Origin of the sequence: Paenibacillus sp. FSL R5-0810, from assembly GCF_038002285.1 — a bacterium.
GTDB lineage: Bacteria > Bacillota > Bacilli > Paenibacillales > Paenibacillaceae > Paenibacillus_AQ > Paenibacillus_AQ lactis.
Map to the genome: position 1 here is coordinate 4,462,512 of NZ_JBBOCF010000001.1, position 15,220 is coordinate 4,477,731.

Annotated in this window: 15 protein-coding genes, 1 tRNA gene and 1 riboswitch; of the genes, 7 read left to right on the forward strand and 9 right to left on the reverse strand. The window is 49.9% G+C overall.

Going from position 1 to position 15,220, the window contains the following annotated elements:
* The first annotated feature begins 79 nt into the window (after window positions 1-79).
* Window positions 80-364: a hypothetical protein gene (locus tag MKX76_RS19860; protein WP_251536010.1), complete on the forward strand. Its 285-nt coding sequence runs from the start codon at window positions 80-82 to the stop codon at window positions 362-364.
* Window positions 365-750: 386 nt separating this feature from the next.
* Here MKX76_RS19860 and MKX76_RS19865 read toward each other — a convergent pair whose 3' ends face one another.
* Together MKX76_RS19865 and MKX76_RS19870 are read right to left on the reverse strand one after the other, a co-directional pair.
* Entirely contained in the window at window positions 751-999 is a 249-nt protein-coding gene (locus tag MKX76_RS19865) for a carboxypeptidase-like regulatory domain-containing protein (RefSeq protein WP_251536012.1), read from the reverse strand.
* Window positions 986-1,615: a carboxypeptidase-like regulatory domain-containing protein gene (locus MKX76_RS19870; RefSeq protein ID WP_251536014.1), complete on the reverse strand. Its 630-nt coding sequence runs from the start codon at window positions 1,613-1,615 to the stop codon at window positions 986-988. The genes MKX76_RS19865 and MKX76_RS19870 overlap by 14 nt, the downstream gene beginning before the upstream one ends.
* Window positions 1,616-2,658: 1,043 nt before the next feature.
* Here MKX76_RS19870 and MKX76_RS19880 point away from each other — a divergent pair.
* On the forward strand, window positions 2,659-3,189 hold the full coding sequence (locus tag MKX76_RS19880) for a dihydrofolate reductase family protein (protein ID WP_210094203.1): 531 nt from the start codon (window positions 2,659-2,661) through the stop codon (window positions 3,187-3,189).
* Window positions 3,190-3,464: 275 nt separating this feature from the next.
* On the opposite strand, the gene MKX76_RS19885 is transcribed toward MKX76_RS19880, so the two are convergent.
* Both MKX76_RS19885 and MKX76_RS19890 read right to left on the reverse strand, forming a co-directional pair.
* A tRNA-Thr gene (locus MKX76_RS19885) sits at window positions 3,465-3,536 on the reverse strand.
* 113 nt (window positions 3,537-3,649) lie between these two features.
* A complete protein-coding gene (locus MKX76_RS19890; RefSeq protein WP_251536017.1) occupies window positions 3,650-3,955 on the reverse strand; it encodes an MTH1187 family thiamine-binding protein in 306 nt (101 codons plus the stop codon).
* A gap of 355 nt (window positions 3,956-4,310) precedes the next feature.
* Window positions 4,311-4,544: riboswitch (cobalamin riboswitch) on the forward strand.
* Window positions 4,545-4,738: 194 nt separating this feature from the next.
* Here MKX76_RS19890 and MKX76_RS19895 point away from each other — a divergent pair.
* Entirely contained in the window at window positions 4,739-7,072 is a 2,334-nt protein-coding gene (locus MKX76_RS19895) for a ribonucleoside-diphosphate reductase subunit alpha (RefSeq protein WP_007130467.1), read from the forward strand.
* Window positions 7,073-8,673: 1,601 nt separating this feature from the next.
* Window positions 8,674-9,705 (forward strand): ribonucleotide-diphosphate reductase subunit beta, encoded by a 1,032-nt coding sequence (locus MKX76_RS19900; protein WP_007130468.1) that lies wholly within the window; start codon window positions 8,674-8,676, stop codon window positions 9,703-9,705.
* A 121-nt stretch (window positions 9,706-9,826) separates the two neighbouring features.
* On the opposite strand, the gene MKX76_RS19905 is transcribed toward MKX76_RS19900, so the two are convergent.
* The 5 genes from MKX76_RS19905 to MKX76_RS19925 all read right to left on the reverse strand — a co-directional run bounded on the left by MKX76_RS19905 (window position 9,827) and on the right by MKX76_RS19925 (window position 13,335).
* Window positions 9,827-10,732, reverse strand: a complete 906-nt coding sequence (locus MKX76_RS19905; RefSeq protein WP_341035036.1) for an IS3 family transposase — start codon at window positions 10,730-10,732, stop codon at window positions 9,827-9,829.
* Window positions 10,729-11,160 (reverse strand): HTH domain-containing protein, encoded by a 432-nt coding sequence (locus tag MKX76_RS19910; protein WP_007127449.1) that lies wholly within the window; start codon window positions 11,158-11,160, stop codon window positions 10,729-10,731. Before MKX76_RS19910 ends, MKX76_RS19905 begins: the two co-directional genes overlap by 4 nt.
* Window positions 11,161-11,340: 180 nt before the next feature.
* Entirely contained in the window at window positions 11,341-12,282 is a 942-nt protein-coding gene (locus MKX76_RS19915) for a GNAT family N-acetyltransferase (protein WP_341034502.1), read from the reverse strand.
* A gap of 195 nt (window positions 12,283-12,477) precedes the next feature.
* Complete coding sequence (gene tnpA, locus MKX76_RS19920) at window positions 12,478-12,951, reverse strand: IS200/IS605 family transposase (protein WP_213613863.1); 474 nt, start codon at window positions 12,949-12,951, stop codon at window positions 12,478-12,480.
* A gap of 243 nt (window positions 12,952-13,194) precedes the next feature.
* Entirely contained in the window at window positions 13,195-13,335 is a 141-nt protein-coding gene (locus MKX76_RS19925; RefSeq protein ID WP_007130470.1) for a hypothetical protein, read from the reverse strand.
* Between the two features lie 280 nt (window positions 13,336-13,615).
* Between MKX76_RS19925 and MKX76_RS19930 the strand changes: the two genes are divergently transcribed.
* From MKX76_RS19930 to MKX76_RS19940, 3 genes are all read left to right on the forward strand, one after another.
* Window positions 13,616-14,098 carry a DUF2975 domain-containing protein gene (locus MKX76_RS19930; protein WP_007130471.1) on the forward strand — a complete coding sequence of 161 codons (483 nt, stop codon included), beginning with the start codon at window positions 13,616-13,618 and terminating at the stop codon, window positions 14,096-14,098.
* A 10-nt stretch (window positions 14,099-14,108) separates the two neighbouring features.
* Entirely contained in the window at window positions 14,109-14,327 is a 219-nt protein-coding gene (locus MKX76_RS19935; RefSeq protein WP_007130472.1) for a helix-turn-helix domain-containing protein, read from the forward strand.
* A gap of 90 nt (window positions 14,328-14,417) precedes the next feature.
* A complete protein-coding gene (locus tag MKX76_RS19940) occupies window positions 14,418-15,215 on the forward strand; it encodes a DUF817 domain-containing protein (protein WP_341035065.1) in 798 nt (265 codons plus the stop codon).
* The last annotated feature ends 5 nt before the right edge of the window (window positions 15,216-15,220 follow it).

Sequence of the window (15,220 nt, forward strand, 5' to 3'; positions counted from 1 at the left end):
CTCCCACCTTTCGGCACACTACAAGACAACCGTTTATATTGTCATGTTATCAGAGCGTATGAGGATGGCATGTTTCAATATGCTACTGGAGAACAAAAAATCAATTAAAGAGCTAATTCACAAAAATTCCTCATCAGATATCCTGCTGGGACAGGAAAATTTCGTCGGGGTTTCCCGTTGCGTTTTAGTTCCCTTTGGGAGCGGCGCGTTTATCTTCAAATCGGAAGCCCGCTTATCTTGGTACCTCCACTGCCTGACCGGTGCCTCCCCAAATAGAAAGAGCGTCCATTTCAACGCTCAAATCACATGGAAGCTAGCCACAAAAAATAAAGACGTTCTTCTAATTGCCGAAGAACACCTTTAGCACTTTAATTTATTCGGATGATTAAAAAATGTGTTTTATATAACAGCTTTAGTTTTCTTTCGGCTTACCCGTTTATTCATTCCTCACCGACACCCCCAGTTTGATGTCTACCGGGCATATTCTACGGTATTTTAGGTATGAGTTTCGCTCTCTTTTACTGCTCCATTTTATTGTGTTTCTGCAACCTGCTTTGCTGCGAATGTAGAGCTGAAACCGATGCTTATAGACGGTTCGTTTTTTTCTGACAACCAAACAAAACGTGACTCGAACGGGACTGAATCCATGCCGAACGGAATGATTCTTGCCCTTAAGCGCCAGCGGAACCCATCTACTTTCTTCAGCACCGATTGAAAAAACAGAACTGCCTGTAAGAATTTTAGTCTCCTTCATCCTGTATTCACCTGAACGGTCCCTTTCACACGATAGGTTCCCGGGGGCAAATCGCCAAATAGGTAGAGCCCCCCTTGATTCGTACGCGTAATCTGGATGATCTGTTCCACTCCTGCGTTTAACCTATAGAGCGCCACTAGGGCATTGGGTATCGCTGCTCCAGTTGCTTGGTCTGTCACGATACCACTTACAGTCCCTGTATTTGCATCCGGATCGACTGTCAGGTTGATGTCAAGGGGGGGCATATTCAGGACCTTGGATCGTTACAGTGGCACTTTGGCTTGATAAAAATCCGGCTAGGGTAGCCTGAACGAAATAGGTACCGTCCGGAAGCTCAGCAAACAAATACTGTCCGGATGCGTTGGATGTCAAGGTTCCGATCGGAGTAACCGTGCCCCCATTGATTTGAAAAAGACTAACCAAAGCATTATTCACAGGTTCATTATTCGAAACGTTCCTTACGATGCCAAACAATGCTCCTCTCGTTGCTGCGGGGTTTGGCTGTAAAGTAATCGATACTTGTGTTGGTCGGCCTTGGGTAACTGTTAGCGGAATACGGACAGGTGTCAGATAACCAGGTTCAGCAGCAGTGATTAGATAAGAGCCTACTGGAACATCTGGTATGATATATTGCCCCTGAGGGTTGCTGTTAACATGCTCAAATGGCACCCCTTGTGAAGTATATAATTGTACTGTGGCAAAGGGGATCGGATTTCCATTCGGCAGCAGCACTGTCCCCTGCACGACACCAACGGAGGTGTTGGGTGAGGCTTGAAGTGCTAAATTGACACTCTCTTCTTCATGTCCATCTACGGTAACTGGAGCACTTGGTTGAAGTTTATACAAGTCGGAAATCGGCAAAACAAAACCTCCTTTCACCAATCGTTCAACTCAATATATGCTTGTGCGTTTATAAGCGACTGGTCTATTGACGATACTCTTACTTTTTAAGCAGTTACTAACCTGAACAACGTCGAAAAAGCTTTCTGTCGATGATTTTGCCTCTTGCTTATGTATTTGGCATTCCGAATAAGCTGACTATCGTGTAGGAGAGCTTTCATGGGGACGGTAAATCGCCGCCCCCAAACCAAAGGGATGATCCATGAGTTTGACATGACATCACAACAGAGATGAATGAATTCTAAACAAATTTACAATGTTTTTCTTGCCGTTGTGTGATTAAATCCAAAAAGTTCCCAAGATAATAACCAAGAGAATAAATAAAACCAGAACAATACCTACTGCATTCCCGTAGCCGTTGTAACAAGGCTTTTCATAACCCACTGATATTTACCTCCTCGCATTTTGGAATAGTACAGTTTATGAGCATAGACGCCCTTAGACTGGACATTTCGGCAATAATATTCAGAATGTGCGAATGTATCATGGAGATAGATTTCTGATCAACCATTTAATTCATTTCACGAACTATCACGCCCCTGCAGGAAATAAAAAAACGCGGAATTGAACCCCCGACCTACGCATTACAAGTGCGACACCGTAGGTTTCGGAAAGGTTCTACAGGGTTCCGGAGGTCTATTAGTTATGGGCTTTTATGCGCCATAATCCGTTTAAGGTTCTCGAAGTATTTCTTGGCCGTTAGAAGATTTGTTAGAAGTTCTGTTAGAAGACTGAAGCCCGTGAGCTAATACTTCGGGGATTTTTAATGGGTATTCGGATTTTATAGTTGAAATCAATGATATAGCATCAGCAATGTAAATCGGGATATATGGTTGAATCGTCTAAGCTAAAGTTGTATTCGGTCGGGCTGTGCCACATTAGCAATCCATGAGAAACCGGGCATGCCGTTGGATGATAAAATTTTAGACATAGAGGAGGCTGCATATGGAACGTGTAATCCTGATGATGAATGTGCAAGAAAAACAGGGAGGAGAGTCAATCACATGGCAAAAATCGTTTTCGCGTTGAATCAGTCTCTGGACGGGTTCGTCGACCACATGGCACTTCAGCGCGACCCCATGCTATTCCTTCATTTCATCGAAGACGTGCGCGGTCTGACGGGTATGCTGTACGGGCGCCGTATGTATGAGACTATGCGATATTGGGACGAAGACCCTTTTGAATGGGATGCGCAGGAACGGGAATACGCAGCTGCGTGGCAAAGCAAACCGAAGTGGGTGGTGTCGAGGACGTTAAAGTCCGTCGGACCGAACGCTTCTCTGATCGAGGGCGACCTCTCAGCGGCCATACGGGGGCTGAAGGCTCAGCATGAAGGGGACATTGAAGTTGCCGGGCCGGAGTTGGCGCACAGTCTAACGGAGCTCGGTCTCGTTGATGAGTATCGACTCTATCTCCATCCCGTCGTGCTGGGTCACGGCAAGCCGTTCTTCGCCGGACCGCGTCCGCCCCTGCGCCTCGTGGCAAGCGATCGCATTGGCGAGCAGGTGATCAGGTTGACCTACGTTCCAGTTTAGTTTTGCGGTTGGTCCAGCGACCTAAGGGGACGATAGTTCGATAAACAGCGGCGGTCTATGACTTTATTTTTTCATTCTTGGCTGCCGCTGTTTAGGTTACTGTGTGTTAGTCTAGAACTTATTTTTCAAAAGGATATTGAATCCCTAATTGATGGCGAAAAACCCACTTCAATTGGCTAAAAGGGTAGAAAAATGGTAAAAGATCGGCCAAAAACACGAAAAAGACGCCGTCTCCGAAAACTCGGAAAACCGCGCCGTTATTGACTTTCTAAGGATGCTGGTGAAGGGAATTGAACCCCCGACCTACGCATTACGAGTGCGTTGCTCTACCCCTGAGCTACACCAGCGAATTTGTTGAAGTTGTCATTCGTTTTTGGAACAACAAAATATATTATATTCCTTCGGCGGGAAAATGCAAGCCCCTCATTAATGGAAAAAACACCCTATAGGAGGGGTTGCATTACCCGCCTAATTTCTCCTGCACCGATTGGATCTTCTGCTTGCTTGAGGATGCCCGGTCGCGCCGGTCGTCGATTTTGACAGAGGTGGATACCCGCTTAGCACCCGACAAGAACGGCGCCTCGTGCAACGCCTCGATCGCACGCCAAATCATAGGGAGCTCCCCTGCAATAATCGTGCTCATCGAAGTCAATTCGTACGTAATTCCCTCCTGTTGCTTCAATATACGCTGCATTTCCGCCACATATGAGCTTAAGCTGGTCGTTGCCGTTCCGATCGGAATGACCGTTACTTCTGCAATTGCCATCACAATAACCTCCCTCGAAGCATTCCATTCATCCACAACGTGGTTGAATCCGATATAGATATCATATCAATTCCGGGGCGTCTTTTCAAAATTTCGCAAAGTCGTCAACACACAATATCTTGTATGTCCAAGATCAAATTTTTATATGGGTCATACGATCCGTTGTCAAAACGCAACCGATGCGGAATCCGCGCAAAAACCGTCGCATTTGGTCACAATCCATGGAATCTTGAGCGGTTTTGACGGTTGGCCAACTAGCATATTACCTGTCCGTTTGCTATAATTCTCCTTGCGTTTATTTTTAAGAAATTGGTTTACAGATACAAGATATTGGGTTACATTAGATTAACGACAACCAAATATAGTGTATACAGGTGCCGCGCTAGCCTATCAGGCAGCCCGGCTTAATAGGGAAGCATGGTGAAAATCCATCACGGACCCGCCACTGTAAAGGCCTCGGGGCTGTTATGCATATGCAGCTGCCGGCAGTTTGGCAATACGTCACTGAAGTTCCCCGAAAGCGAACTTTGGGAAGACGCCGAATATGTACGGCCTAAGTCAGGAGACCTGCCTGTATACTTCAGACACCGACCTACGGGGTTATAGGGATGTGTTCGTGAAACTTGCGTCTGTACATAACATCATGCCCAAATATGGGCTTATGTCAGCTTTATTCAAACCATCCACAGCGCACGGACATTTTCAAGCCTGCCCTTAGGTTTTAGAAAATGTTTTTTTCATGTTCTTTTTTCAATTTCCCCCAAAGAAAGCGAGGATTTTTGTATGCCCCAGCTCGTAGTTAAACCAAACAACCGTCAGCTTGCCTTTGATGAAATTCGCCTCTCCGTCTATGCCGACCGGATCCTGAAGGGATTGGACATGCTAGACAAGGAGCGCCTGCTTCGAGGCGTGAATTCCAAACTCCGCGGTGAGCAAGTTACCGGCGAGGAAATCAGCAATGCCTTCACGATGTCCGCGCTTGAGCTCGTATCCAAGGAAGAGCCTGACTGGAAATTTGCGGCGGCTCGTTCATTCCTGACATCTTTATATAAAAAAGCGGCCCACAACCGCCGCTACAAAGCCTATCCGGAAGAGCCTTACGGCGCTTTCTATCCGCTCATTACGGAGCTCGTCCAGAAGGGCATCTATCGTGAAGACCTTCTGACCTGCTACACGAAGGAGCAAATCGAGGAGCTTGGCGAGTGCATTGATCCAAGCCGCGACCTGCTGTTCGATTACATCGGTCTCTTGACGCTGGCCGAGCGTTACCTTGCAACGGATTTCGACGGGCGCGTGATGGAGCTCCCGCAGGAGCGCTACATGGTCATTGCCATGTTCCTCATGCACCAGGAGCCTGAAGACAAACGCCTCGAGCTTGTTAAGGAAGCGTACTGGGCAATGAGCAATCTGTACATGACGGCCGCAACGCCAACGATGTCCAACGCCGGCAAGAAGGTCGCAGGCCAGCTCTCCAGCTGCTTCATCGACACCGTTGACGATTCCCTGGAAGGCATCTTCGATTCCAACACCGACGTAGCCCGTCTTAGCAAAATGGGCGGCGGCATCGGCGTCTACCTCGGCAAGGTCCGCGCACGCGGCTCCGATATCCGCGGCCACAAGAACACCAGCTCCGGCGTCATCCCTTGGATCCGCCAGCTGAACAACACGGCGGTGAGCGTTGACCAGCTCGGCACACGCAAAGGCGCCATTGCGGTCTATCTGGACGTGTTCCACAAGGACATTTTGTCCTTCCTTGATCTGAAGCTGAACAACGGCGATGAGCGCATGAGAGCCCATGACGTGTTCCACGGCGTATGTCTGCCTGACCTGTTCATGGAGGCTGTTGAAGCCCGTGAAGAATGGAGCCTGTTCTGCCCGCATGAAGTGAAGAAGATCATGGGCTGGAAAGATGAGAACGGCCGCCCGCTCGGTCTTGAGGACTTCTACGATCAAACGCCGGGTCAAGGCGCGTTCCGCGAGAAATATGCGGAGGCCTTGGCGAATCCGAACCTGCCGCGCATTACCGTACAAGCGATCGATATTATGAAGCGGATCATGAAATCCCAGCTGGAGACCGGAACTCCGTACATGTTCTACCGCGATACGGTAAACCGTGCGAACCCGAACTCCGCACACGGCATGATCTACTCTTCGAACCTGTGCACGGAAATCATGCAGAACCAGTCGCCAACCGTGGTTGAGCAAGAAGAGCTCGTCACCAAAGACGGCCAAACCCGGATCGTGATTTCGAAAATCCCTGGCGATTTCGTTGTCTGCAACCTGAACTCCATTCACTTGGCGCGTGCAGTGCCTGCCGGCGTGTTGGAGCGGCTCGTACCGATCCAGGTTCGCATGCTGGACAACGTAATCGACATCAACAATATCGAAGTGCTGCAAGCTCAATATACGAACAGCCAGTACCGCGCTGTCGGACTCGGCACCTTCGGCCTGCATCATCTGCTGGCTCTCGAAGGCATCCGCTGGGAATCCGACGAAGCGGTTGAATACAATGATAATCTGTACGAACACATCAATTACCTGCTCGTGAAGTCCAGCATGGAGCTGGCCAAGGAAAAAGGCCACTATCCGAAATTCAAAGGCTCTGCCTGGGAAAGCGGCGAATACTTTACGTTCCGCGGTTACACCGACGGCGAGCATGAAGGTAAATTCGTAACGACCGAGCAGTGGCGCGAGCTGCAGAAGGAAGTTCAAGAGAATGGCGTCCGCAACGCGTGGATGTTCGCGATCGCACCGAACGGCTCCACGTCGATCATTGCCGGTTCTACGGCAAGCATCGACCCGCTGTATGAGCTGCTGTCTTATGAAGAAAAGACGACATATAAAGTAGCCAACCCGGCTCCGGATCTGTCTGAAAAAACAATCTGGTATTACAAAACAGCCTTCCTGATCGACCAGCATTGGTCCATTAAAATGGCTGCTGCCCGTCAACGTCATGTGGACCAGGCGCAAAGCTTCAACCTGTATGTTCGTCCTGACATCCGGGCATCGGAATTCCTGGACCTGCACCTGCATGCCTGGAAAGCCGGCATCAAGACAACGTACTATGTGCGCAGCCGTGCGCTGACGATTGAGGAATGCGAAAGCTGTGCTAGCTAACGAACCCACCCAAACCCTCCCTTCCAAGGGAGGGCCCCAAGGGCTCTGCCCTCTGGACACCCGCAAGTTTGTGGAATGATTGGGTGAGGCGCTTCTTCTCCCAGGTACTTTGGTGCTAGGAGCGCTTTCTCCCTGCGGGAACGCTGGAATGTTGGCGCAGGGACGAATGATTTCATGCGTGCTTTGATGGTGCAACTTCCTGCAAGGATCGCTCTCCCTTCGGGATTTGCTGCTCATGCGGCGCGAACACAATGAGCGGGGCTGCTTGCTTGTTTGGTGCAACTTCCCGCAAGGATCGCTCTCCCTTTGGGGATTCGCTGCTCATGTGGCGCAAACACAATGAGCGGGCTGCTTGCTTGTTTGGTGCAACTTCCTGCAAGGATCGCTCTCCCTTCGGGATTCGCTGCTCATGCGGCGCGAACACAATGAGCGGGCTGCTTGTGTGTTTGGTGCAACTTCCCGCAAGGATCGCTCTCCCTTCGGGATTCGCTGCTCATGCGGCGCAAACACAATGAGCGGGCTGCTTGCTTGTTTGGTGCAACTTCCTGCAAGGATCGCTCTCCCTTCGGGATTTGCTGCTCATGCGGCGCAAACACAATGAGCGGGCTGCTTGCGTGTTTGGTGCAACTTCCTGCAAGGATCGCTCTCCCTTCGGGATTCGCTGCCCATGCGGCGCGAACATAATGAGCGGGCTGCTTGCGTGTTTGGTTCAACTTCCTGCAAGGATCGCTCTCCCTTTGGGATTCGCTGCTCATGTGGCGCAAACACAATGAGCGGGCTGCTTGCTTGTTTGGTGCAACTTCCTGCAAGGATCGCTCTCCCTTCGGGATTCGCTGCTCATGCGGCGCGAACACAATGAGCGGGCTGCTTGTGTGTTTGGTGCAACTTCCCGCAAGGATCGCTCTCCCTTCGGGATTCGCTGCTCATGCGGCGCAAACACAATGAGCGGGCTGCTTGCTTGTTTGGTGCAACTTCCTGCAAGGATCGCTCTCCCTTCGGGATTTGCTGCTCATGCGGCGCAAACACAATGAGCGGGCTGCTTGCGTGTTTGGTGCAACTTCCTGCAAGGATCGCTCTCCCTTCGGGATTCGCTGCCCATGCGGCGCGAACATAATGAGCGGGCTGCTTGCGTGTTTGGTTCAACTTCCTGCAAGGATCGCTCTCCCTTTGGGATTCGCTGCTCATGCGGCGCGAACATAATGAGCGGGCTGCTTGCGTGTTTGGTTCAACTTCCTGCAAGGATCGCTCTCCCTTCGGGATTTGCTGCTCATGCGGCGCAAACACAATGAGCGGGCTGCTTGCGTGTTTGGTGCAACTTCCTGCAAGGATCGCTCTCCCTTTGGGGATTCGCTGCTCATGTGGCGCAAACACAATGAGCGGGCTGCTTGCGTTTAGTCGAGCGCGAAGCGAACATCCGTTGAGTAAGCTATAAAAAAGACTACAAGGGTAAGGGTATCCAATCGGAGGAGTTTACGTCCGCCTTTGGGAGCCCTTTGCACCCTTCACAATACATTCAGGCAAAGGGCGGACAACAGCGGCCGGAGAGTGGATACCCGTCCTGTTGATACCCGCCCTACTATAAATGCAAGGAGAGAATGGTTATGCAAATGCAAAAAATATTCAATACCGAAGCACCTAACCGCTCCACACGGATCATTGAGGGCGAATGCTCAGGGATCCTCAACTGGAACGATATTCGGATGCCTCATATGTACAAGCTGTACAAGGTGCTGCTGCTGAACCACTGGATCGCGGACGAAATCCCGATGTCCAAGGATGCGCAGCAATTCCCGCACCTTGATCCGGAGGAGCAGCGCACCTTCAAGATCAACATCTCCCTACTGGCTGTGCTGGATTCCATGCAGACGATGTTTGTCGGCGACGTGAAGCGCTATTTCACCGACTCCTCGCTTGAGGCCATCTCGGCCATTATCGGGCAGCAGGAAGTCGTTCATAACCAATCCTACTCCTATGTGCTCTCCTCGATCGTTACGGAGCAGGAGCAAAAGGAAATTTTCGAATATTGGAAGCATGATCCGGTTCTCCTGGAGCGCAATCAGTTCATCTCGAACATTTACCAGAGCTTCCGGGACAATCCGTCGCCGCAATCCTTCTTTGAAGCGATGGTCGCCGACCTGATTCTCGAGGGCATTTTCTTCTATAGTACGTTCGCCTTCTTCTATAACCTGGCCCGTGATCAGAAGATGATGGCAACGAGCCAAATGATCTCCTACATTCAGCGTGACGAGAACCAGCATTGCTACTTCTTCGCTGAAGTGTTCAAGCAGCTGCTCAAGGACTTCCCTGAGCTGAACACGAAGGAGAACATCGATTACGTGTACCGCACGATCGATCGCGCGGTCGAGCTGGAGACGAACTGGGCGCATTACACGCTGAGCAATGTGCGCGGCATCGATCTGAACGAGCTGTCCGATTACATCAAATACATCGCCAACCGCCGCATCACCATGATGGGACTGGAGAAGGCGTATGAAGGCGTGGACGTGAACTGCATGCCATGGATCAAGCCGTTCTCCGACGAAGCGCTGAATGCGACGAAGACCGACTTCTTCGAAGCGAAGTCTCGCAACTACGGGAAAGTCGGCGACGATAACGGGTTTGACGATCTGTAAGCTGCACCAGCCGGTGAGCTCGGATCTGCTAAGCTTCTATCGCTCATAGACAAAACCTCCGCCATCCCTGCAATGAACTGTGACCCGATTTGTGGACAGTTTGAAATAAACCGCCTAGAGCTTAGCTAGCAAGCAGATGACCTCTGAATTCATCGGGGGTCATCTTTTTTAATGTCCACTGGTATCGTTCTGAGTTGTAGTAGCTTATGTACTCCTTCACTCGCACCCTCACTTCATCAATAGTTTGGCAATCGCTAAAATCAACGTCGTCTTTCAAGTGACCGAAGAATGATTCCATCGGGGCGTTGTCCCAGCAATTGCCTTTGCGCGACATCGACTGCTTAAATCCTGCCTTAGCAATGAGAAGACGGGTTTTAGGATGCGTGTAGTGCATCCCTTGGTCGGAGTGCAGAATCGCTTCTGGATGAATGTTTCCATCTAATCGCTCTAAAAGACGCTGTAGCGTCCGCTCGACAATTGGAAGCTCGAGTGTTGCTGCCACGCTGTCGGCAAGGATCTGCCTGGTCGCCCCGTCCTTCACGCAGGAAAGGTATGCCCAGTGTCCGCTTCCATAGCGCAAATAAGTGATGTCAGTGAGAAACACTTTCTCAGGTTCGCCTTGGTCAAACTTTCGCTCCAGCAGGTTCGGACACGTCTTGTGCTCTTGAGTTGCCTTAGCCATCTTGCGGTAGGGGTTCGCCTGACGGATTACGGCTACCAAGCCTGCCTTTTTCATAAGCCGGCGAATCTTCTTGTGGTTCATGACAACGCCGCTTATCTGTTCCAGCCGCATCTTAATCACAAGCGCACCTGCTTTGCCGCGGAGCGCGTCAAAGTGCTGCTTGATGAGAAGGATGTCCTGCTCGTCGGCGGCAGCACGAAGTTGACGATCTTCTTCCGTCCCCAGCCACCTGTAATAGCCGCTTGGACTTACTTCCACGAGCTCGCATAGATAGCGTGTCATTCGTTTCAGGCCATATGCCCGAATGGTGCGATTTATGATCTCATAGCGCTCGGAGGGCGTCAGCGTTTCTTCTTCTGCCGATCGAGCGCTTCGAGCTTTTTTAGCATGTCCACTTGAGCTTCAAGCAGTTTGATCTGGGCCTTAGCCCGTTTCAATTCTTCTTCGGCTGACAACTGACCAGTTGGCTTGCGCCCTGTACTGCCCTTACCGCGCCGCTCTGTAGCCAAACCTTCCTCACCGTACAGTTCGAAGGTTTCACGCCACCGTTTTAAGCTGTCCTTGGGCTTCTTATGACCAATAACGTCCAGGTCGAAGCCGGCACGAATAAAGATTTCTGAAGGTGTCTGCCCCTGCTTGTAGGCTTTCAGCGCCTCCAGCTTGAATGCAGGTGTGTATGTAATGGCCGCCTCGGTCACATGGTGTACGTTTGGATTCTCCTCCAGCTTCCTCATTTGCTCCTCGGTAAAGAGCACCCGTTTCAACTTCCCCATTCTCGTATCACTCCTCGTCACATACCTTGATTAAAACACAAATGACCCACAAGAAGTCACTTTTTTCAAAGTGTCCATCTTATGGGTCACAGTTCACAAAGGGATGGCGGAGGTTTTTTACATGGATGGATTACACGGTGGATGATGATGAATTTCCTTGAATGGATGACATGATGATTTTTATCCGGCAGCCGCCCATACCTCGATCTCGACCTTCAGCGCCGGCATCGCAAGCCCCGGCACATAAGCCATCGTCATCGCCGGCGGCCGACCGCCATGGAACTTCGCCCACACCTCATGGAAATGGCTCCAATCTACCTCTTCCACTGCCCAAATATTGATTTTGACGATATGGTCCGCCGTGAGCGATTCGGCTTCCAGCAACCGCTGAATATTCGCAAGCGTATGCTCCACCTGCTGCTTCATGTCATCCGGCAGCTTCCCTTCAGGATCGGTTCCGACTTGGCCGGAGAAGACCAGCAGCGCGGCTCCATGCGGCACCTTGGTGACATGGGTGTACGGACCGAGCGGCGGCGCAATGACGGACGGATTGTAACGTTCAATCAAGGGGTTCTTCTCCTCATCGGCTTCGTTTAGGATAGCCAGCGTTTGATGGTCCTCCCACCGTCCGTTGATGTTGACGTTTTTACGGGCGATGCCCTCCTTATGGAACCCGGCTTTCAACAGCACCTTCATCGAACCGAGATTATGCGGCATGACCCCCGCCTCGATCCGGTGGAACCGCAGCTCTTCGAAGGCGTGGCGGACGACCAGCCGAACGGCTTCCGTCATGTACCCCTGCCCACTGAATGACTTATCCAGAAAATAGCCGATCCAGCAGCTCTGCAAATTCCCACGCACCGGCTCGGTCAGCATGACTTCACCGATGATCTGCCCGGTGTCCCGCAATACTATGACATACAAGTAGCCTTGATCCGTTTCCCGATCGTCCACCGCCTTCCGGATCCGTTCAATCTGTCCCTCCTTGGTAAAAAAATGCTCGTCACGCTTTCCCGTAAACCGCTGGAAAAAATCCCGATTCTCCTTCTCCAGCTTCAGCAGAGCTTCGGCATCCGAAAGCTCCACAGGCTTCACAACAACACGTTCCCCTTGCAGCTGCATACAAATCTCTCCTTCTTCGATAGGATGATATGACCGCATCTCCTATGCGGCAAAATCAGAACCACCCGTCAAACGGGTGGTTTGCTCTTGGGGTATAACCCCTTGTTGCCAAACTGCGCCTAAAGACGCTAGCCTGACAATAAAATTGTTCAGGCTCAGTGTAATTTGTCACTTTCACTTACCAGTTAAACTGGTTTACTTCTTCTTGCTACTGTTTTTGCTGAATGGGTCTTCATACTCTTTCACACTCAGTTTATCAATTGCCTGGTCGTGTGCTTCTTGCTCACGGATATATTTGGCCACGGTGGCTTCATTCAAGCCCACTGTGCTGACGTAGTATCCCTCCGCCCAAAATTTTCGATTACCATATTTATACTTCAAGGTAGCGTGCTTCTCGAATATCATGAGTGAGCTTTTCCCCTTCAGGTATCCCATAAATGATGATACTGAGATTTTTGGGGGAATTGCTACCAACATATGTACATGATCGGGCATCATGTGGCCTTCGATTATCTCCACTCCCTTGTATTTGCATAATCGTTTGAAAATTTCGATTAAGTCTTTCCTCACTTGATTATAAATCTCTTTCCGTCTATACTTCGGGGTGAACACAATGTGGTACTTGCACATCCACTTCGTGTGAGCTAAACTATAGCTCTTGTTTGCCATCTAAGACCATTCCTTTCATTATTGAGCCTGAACATCTCAATTTTATCGGAATGGTCTTGTTGGTCAAACCCTCGATCCCTCCACCCGCATAGCGGGTGGTTTTTTGTTTCGCACGCTTCGCGAGCTCAACTGGCTAAAGCCATAAACAAAAAACACCACAGGTTATACCTGTGGCGTACGCTGCCGATCCATGCACCACAGGTAAGCGACCTGTGGCGTTTATTCCACTGTATCCTTACATGATCATGAGGCCGATCGCAGGATAACGGTCGCGTTCAGTTTCCAATTGTGGACACACTTCTCCCGTGATTGGCCAAGATCAAAGAAAACAGCGGTGGAGTATCCGATGCCGGGGGACAACGAAACAAGCGATCTCTTCTTCATCCGAATACTCCTCCTCTTCGTTAAAAAATGAACTTTCCTAACCTGCCGTACGTTCTTAATCCCCCATAGAATACATCATTTCAAAACGGTTGGCAAATCGCCGTCGCATCCCCTTACCATCCCGATTCTACCTGGACTGAAGGTCTAATCGCAGCTATGGATTTATGACGACAGGAATATTCCATAACAACAATAATATAATATTAATCAATATTAATTTATTGATAAACGATAAAAGTCGTGTTATTATGATGAACAATAAATAAGCGAGGTGCATGTTATGAAACAAGGAACAACACTCTTTTTAAGAATAGCGGTTATTCTGATTGGAATTCCGGTTCTTGCTTTGTGCATATTTGTGGTGCCTAATATCGCGAGTTTCGCGGCTGAATTGTATCCGGACCATGTTTATCTAAAATATCTCGTTTCCATCGATTTGTATGCATCGGCGATCCCCTTTTACTTAGCTCTGTATCAGGCTTTTAAGCTGTTAAACTACATCGACCAGAATAAAGCCTTCTCCGAATTGTCTGTGAAGGCATTAAAGAGTATTAGGAACTGCGCCATTACGATCAGCATTTTGTATGCGGCCGGCATGCCGCTCTTCTATCTCCTGGCGGAGAAAGATGATGCCCCGGGGATCATCGTGCTCGGACTGGTCATTATTTTTGCTTCATCCGTGATCGCCGTCTTTGCCGCTGTTCTCCAAAGACTTTTACAAGAAGCGATTCATATCAAATCCGAAAATGATTTAACGGTCTGAGGTGAAAACAATGGCAATTATAATCAACATTGATGTGATGCTGGCCAAACGGAAAATGAGTGTTACCGAGCTGTCGGAGAGGGTAGGAATCACCATGGCAAACCTGTCGATATTGAAGAACGGAAAGGCCAAAGCGATTCGCTTCTCAACGTTAGAAGCCATTTGCAAGGCTTTGGACTGCCAGCCCGGAGATATTTTAGAATACCGCGATGAAGACGTCCAGGATTAAACGGGATTCATACCTCAGGGAGTTAGTTCAATGAATCCATTCCAGAAGAGGAGCTTGCTCATGGACCATTCAAAAATGGAGACGCGCAGCATGAGGGCACTACGACAGCTCGTTCGTTTTGGTTGGGAGCAGGCCTTATCGTGCTTGTTTCCGGTCGTTATTTTTGCCTCATTGGCCTTTACGAAATTCGTGCCGCTTCCCTTCCTTCCGCGCTACGACTGGCTTCTCATTATCTGCCTGCTGATGCAGTGGTGGATGGTGCGTTCCGGGCTTGAAACACGGGATGAACTCAAAGTGATCACGTTGTTCCATCTGATCGGACTCGGTCTTGAAATTTTCAAGGTTCACATGGGCTCTTGGTCATACCCGGAGGAGGGTTATTTTAAAATCTTTGGCGTGCCTCTGTATAGCGGATTCATGTACGCAAGCGTAGCAAGTTATCTGTGCCAGGCTTGGAGGCGGCTGAAGGTTGAACTGGTGAAATGGCCTCCTTTCTGGCTCGTTGTAACGCTGGCAGCCGCGATTTATTTAAATTTCTTCACGCACCACTATTGGATCGACGTTCGATGGTGGTTATCCGGACTCGTCATCCTCGTCTTTTGGCCATCCTGGGTCACCTACGAGGTGAACGGGACTCGTTATCGGATGCCGCTTGCCCTTTCTTTTGTACTGATCGGATTTTTTATATGGGTTGCCGAAAATATCGCAACATTCTTTGGCGCGTGGAAATATCCAAACCAGGCCGAAGCCTGGAGTCTCGTTCATCTAGGGAAGGTGAGCTCATGGCTCTTATTGGTGATTGTCAGCTTTCTGATCGTGGCAACGTTAAAGCTGGTCAAAGGAAAGGGAAAGCATTCCGACAGGAAAGATCACTGGTATAACGGTTAGGGACC

What these genes read in the sequence shown, in the direction of transcription:
- MKX76_RS19860 (WP_251536010.1), top strand. Translation starts at nt 80, where the DNA reads ATGCTACTGGAGAACAAAAAATCAATTAAAGAGCTAATTCACAAAAAT.
- MKX76_RS19865 (WP_251536012.1), bottom strand. Translation starts at nt 999, where the DNA reads ATGCCCCCCCTTGACATCAACCTGACAGTCGATCCGGATGCAAATACA.
- MKX76_RS19880 (WP_210094203.1), top strand. Translation starts at nt 2,659, where the DNA reads ATGGCAAAAATCGTTTTCGCGTTGAATCAGTCTCTGGACGGGTTCGTC.
- MKX76_RS19890 (WP_251536017.1), bottom strand. Translation starts at nt 3,955, where the DNA reads ATGGCAATTGCAGAAGTAACGGTCATTCCGATCGGAACGGCAACGACC.
- MKX76_RS19895 (WP_007130467.1), top strand. Translation starts at nt 4,739, where the DNA reads ATGCCCCAGCTCGTAGTTAAACCAAACAACCGTCAGCTTGCCTTTGAT.
- MKX76_RS19900 (WP_007130468.1), top strand. Translation starts at nt 8,674, where the DNA reads ATGCAAATGCAAAAAATATTCAATACCGAAGCACCTAACCGCTCCACA.
- MKX76_RS19910 (WP_007127449.1), bottom strand. Translation starts at nt 11,160, where the DNA reads ATGGGGAAGTTGAAACGGGTGCTCTTTACCGAGGAGCAAATGAGGAAG.
- MKX76_RS19915 (WP_341034502.1), bottom strand. Translation starts at nt 12,282, where the DNA reads ATGCAGCTGCAAGGGGAACGTGTTGTTGTGAAGCCTGTGGAGCTTTCG.
- tnpA (WP_213613863.1), bottom strand. Translation starts at nt 12,951, where the DNA reads ATGGCAAACAAGAGCTATAGTTTAGCTCACACGAAGTGGATGTGCAAG.
- MKX76_RS19925 (WP_007130470.1), bottom strand. Translation starts at nt 13,335, where the DNA reads ATGAAGAAGAGATCGCTTGTTTCGTTGTCCCCCGGCATCGGATACTCC.
- MKX76_RS19930 (WP_007130471.1), top strand. Translation starts at nt 13,616, where the DNA reads ATGAAACAAGGAACAACACTCTTTTTAAGAATAGCGGTTATTCTGATT.
- MKX76_RS19935 (WP_007130472.1), top strand. Translation starts at nt 14,109, where the DNA reads ATGGCAATTATAATCAACATTGATGTGATGCTGGCCAAACGGAAAATG.
- MKX76_RS19940 (WP_341035065.1), top strand. Translation starts at nt 14,418, where the DNA reads ATGAGGGCACTACGACAGCTCGTTCGTTTTGGTTGGGAGCAGGCCTTA.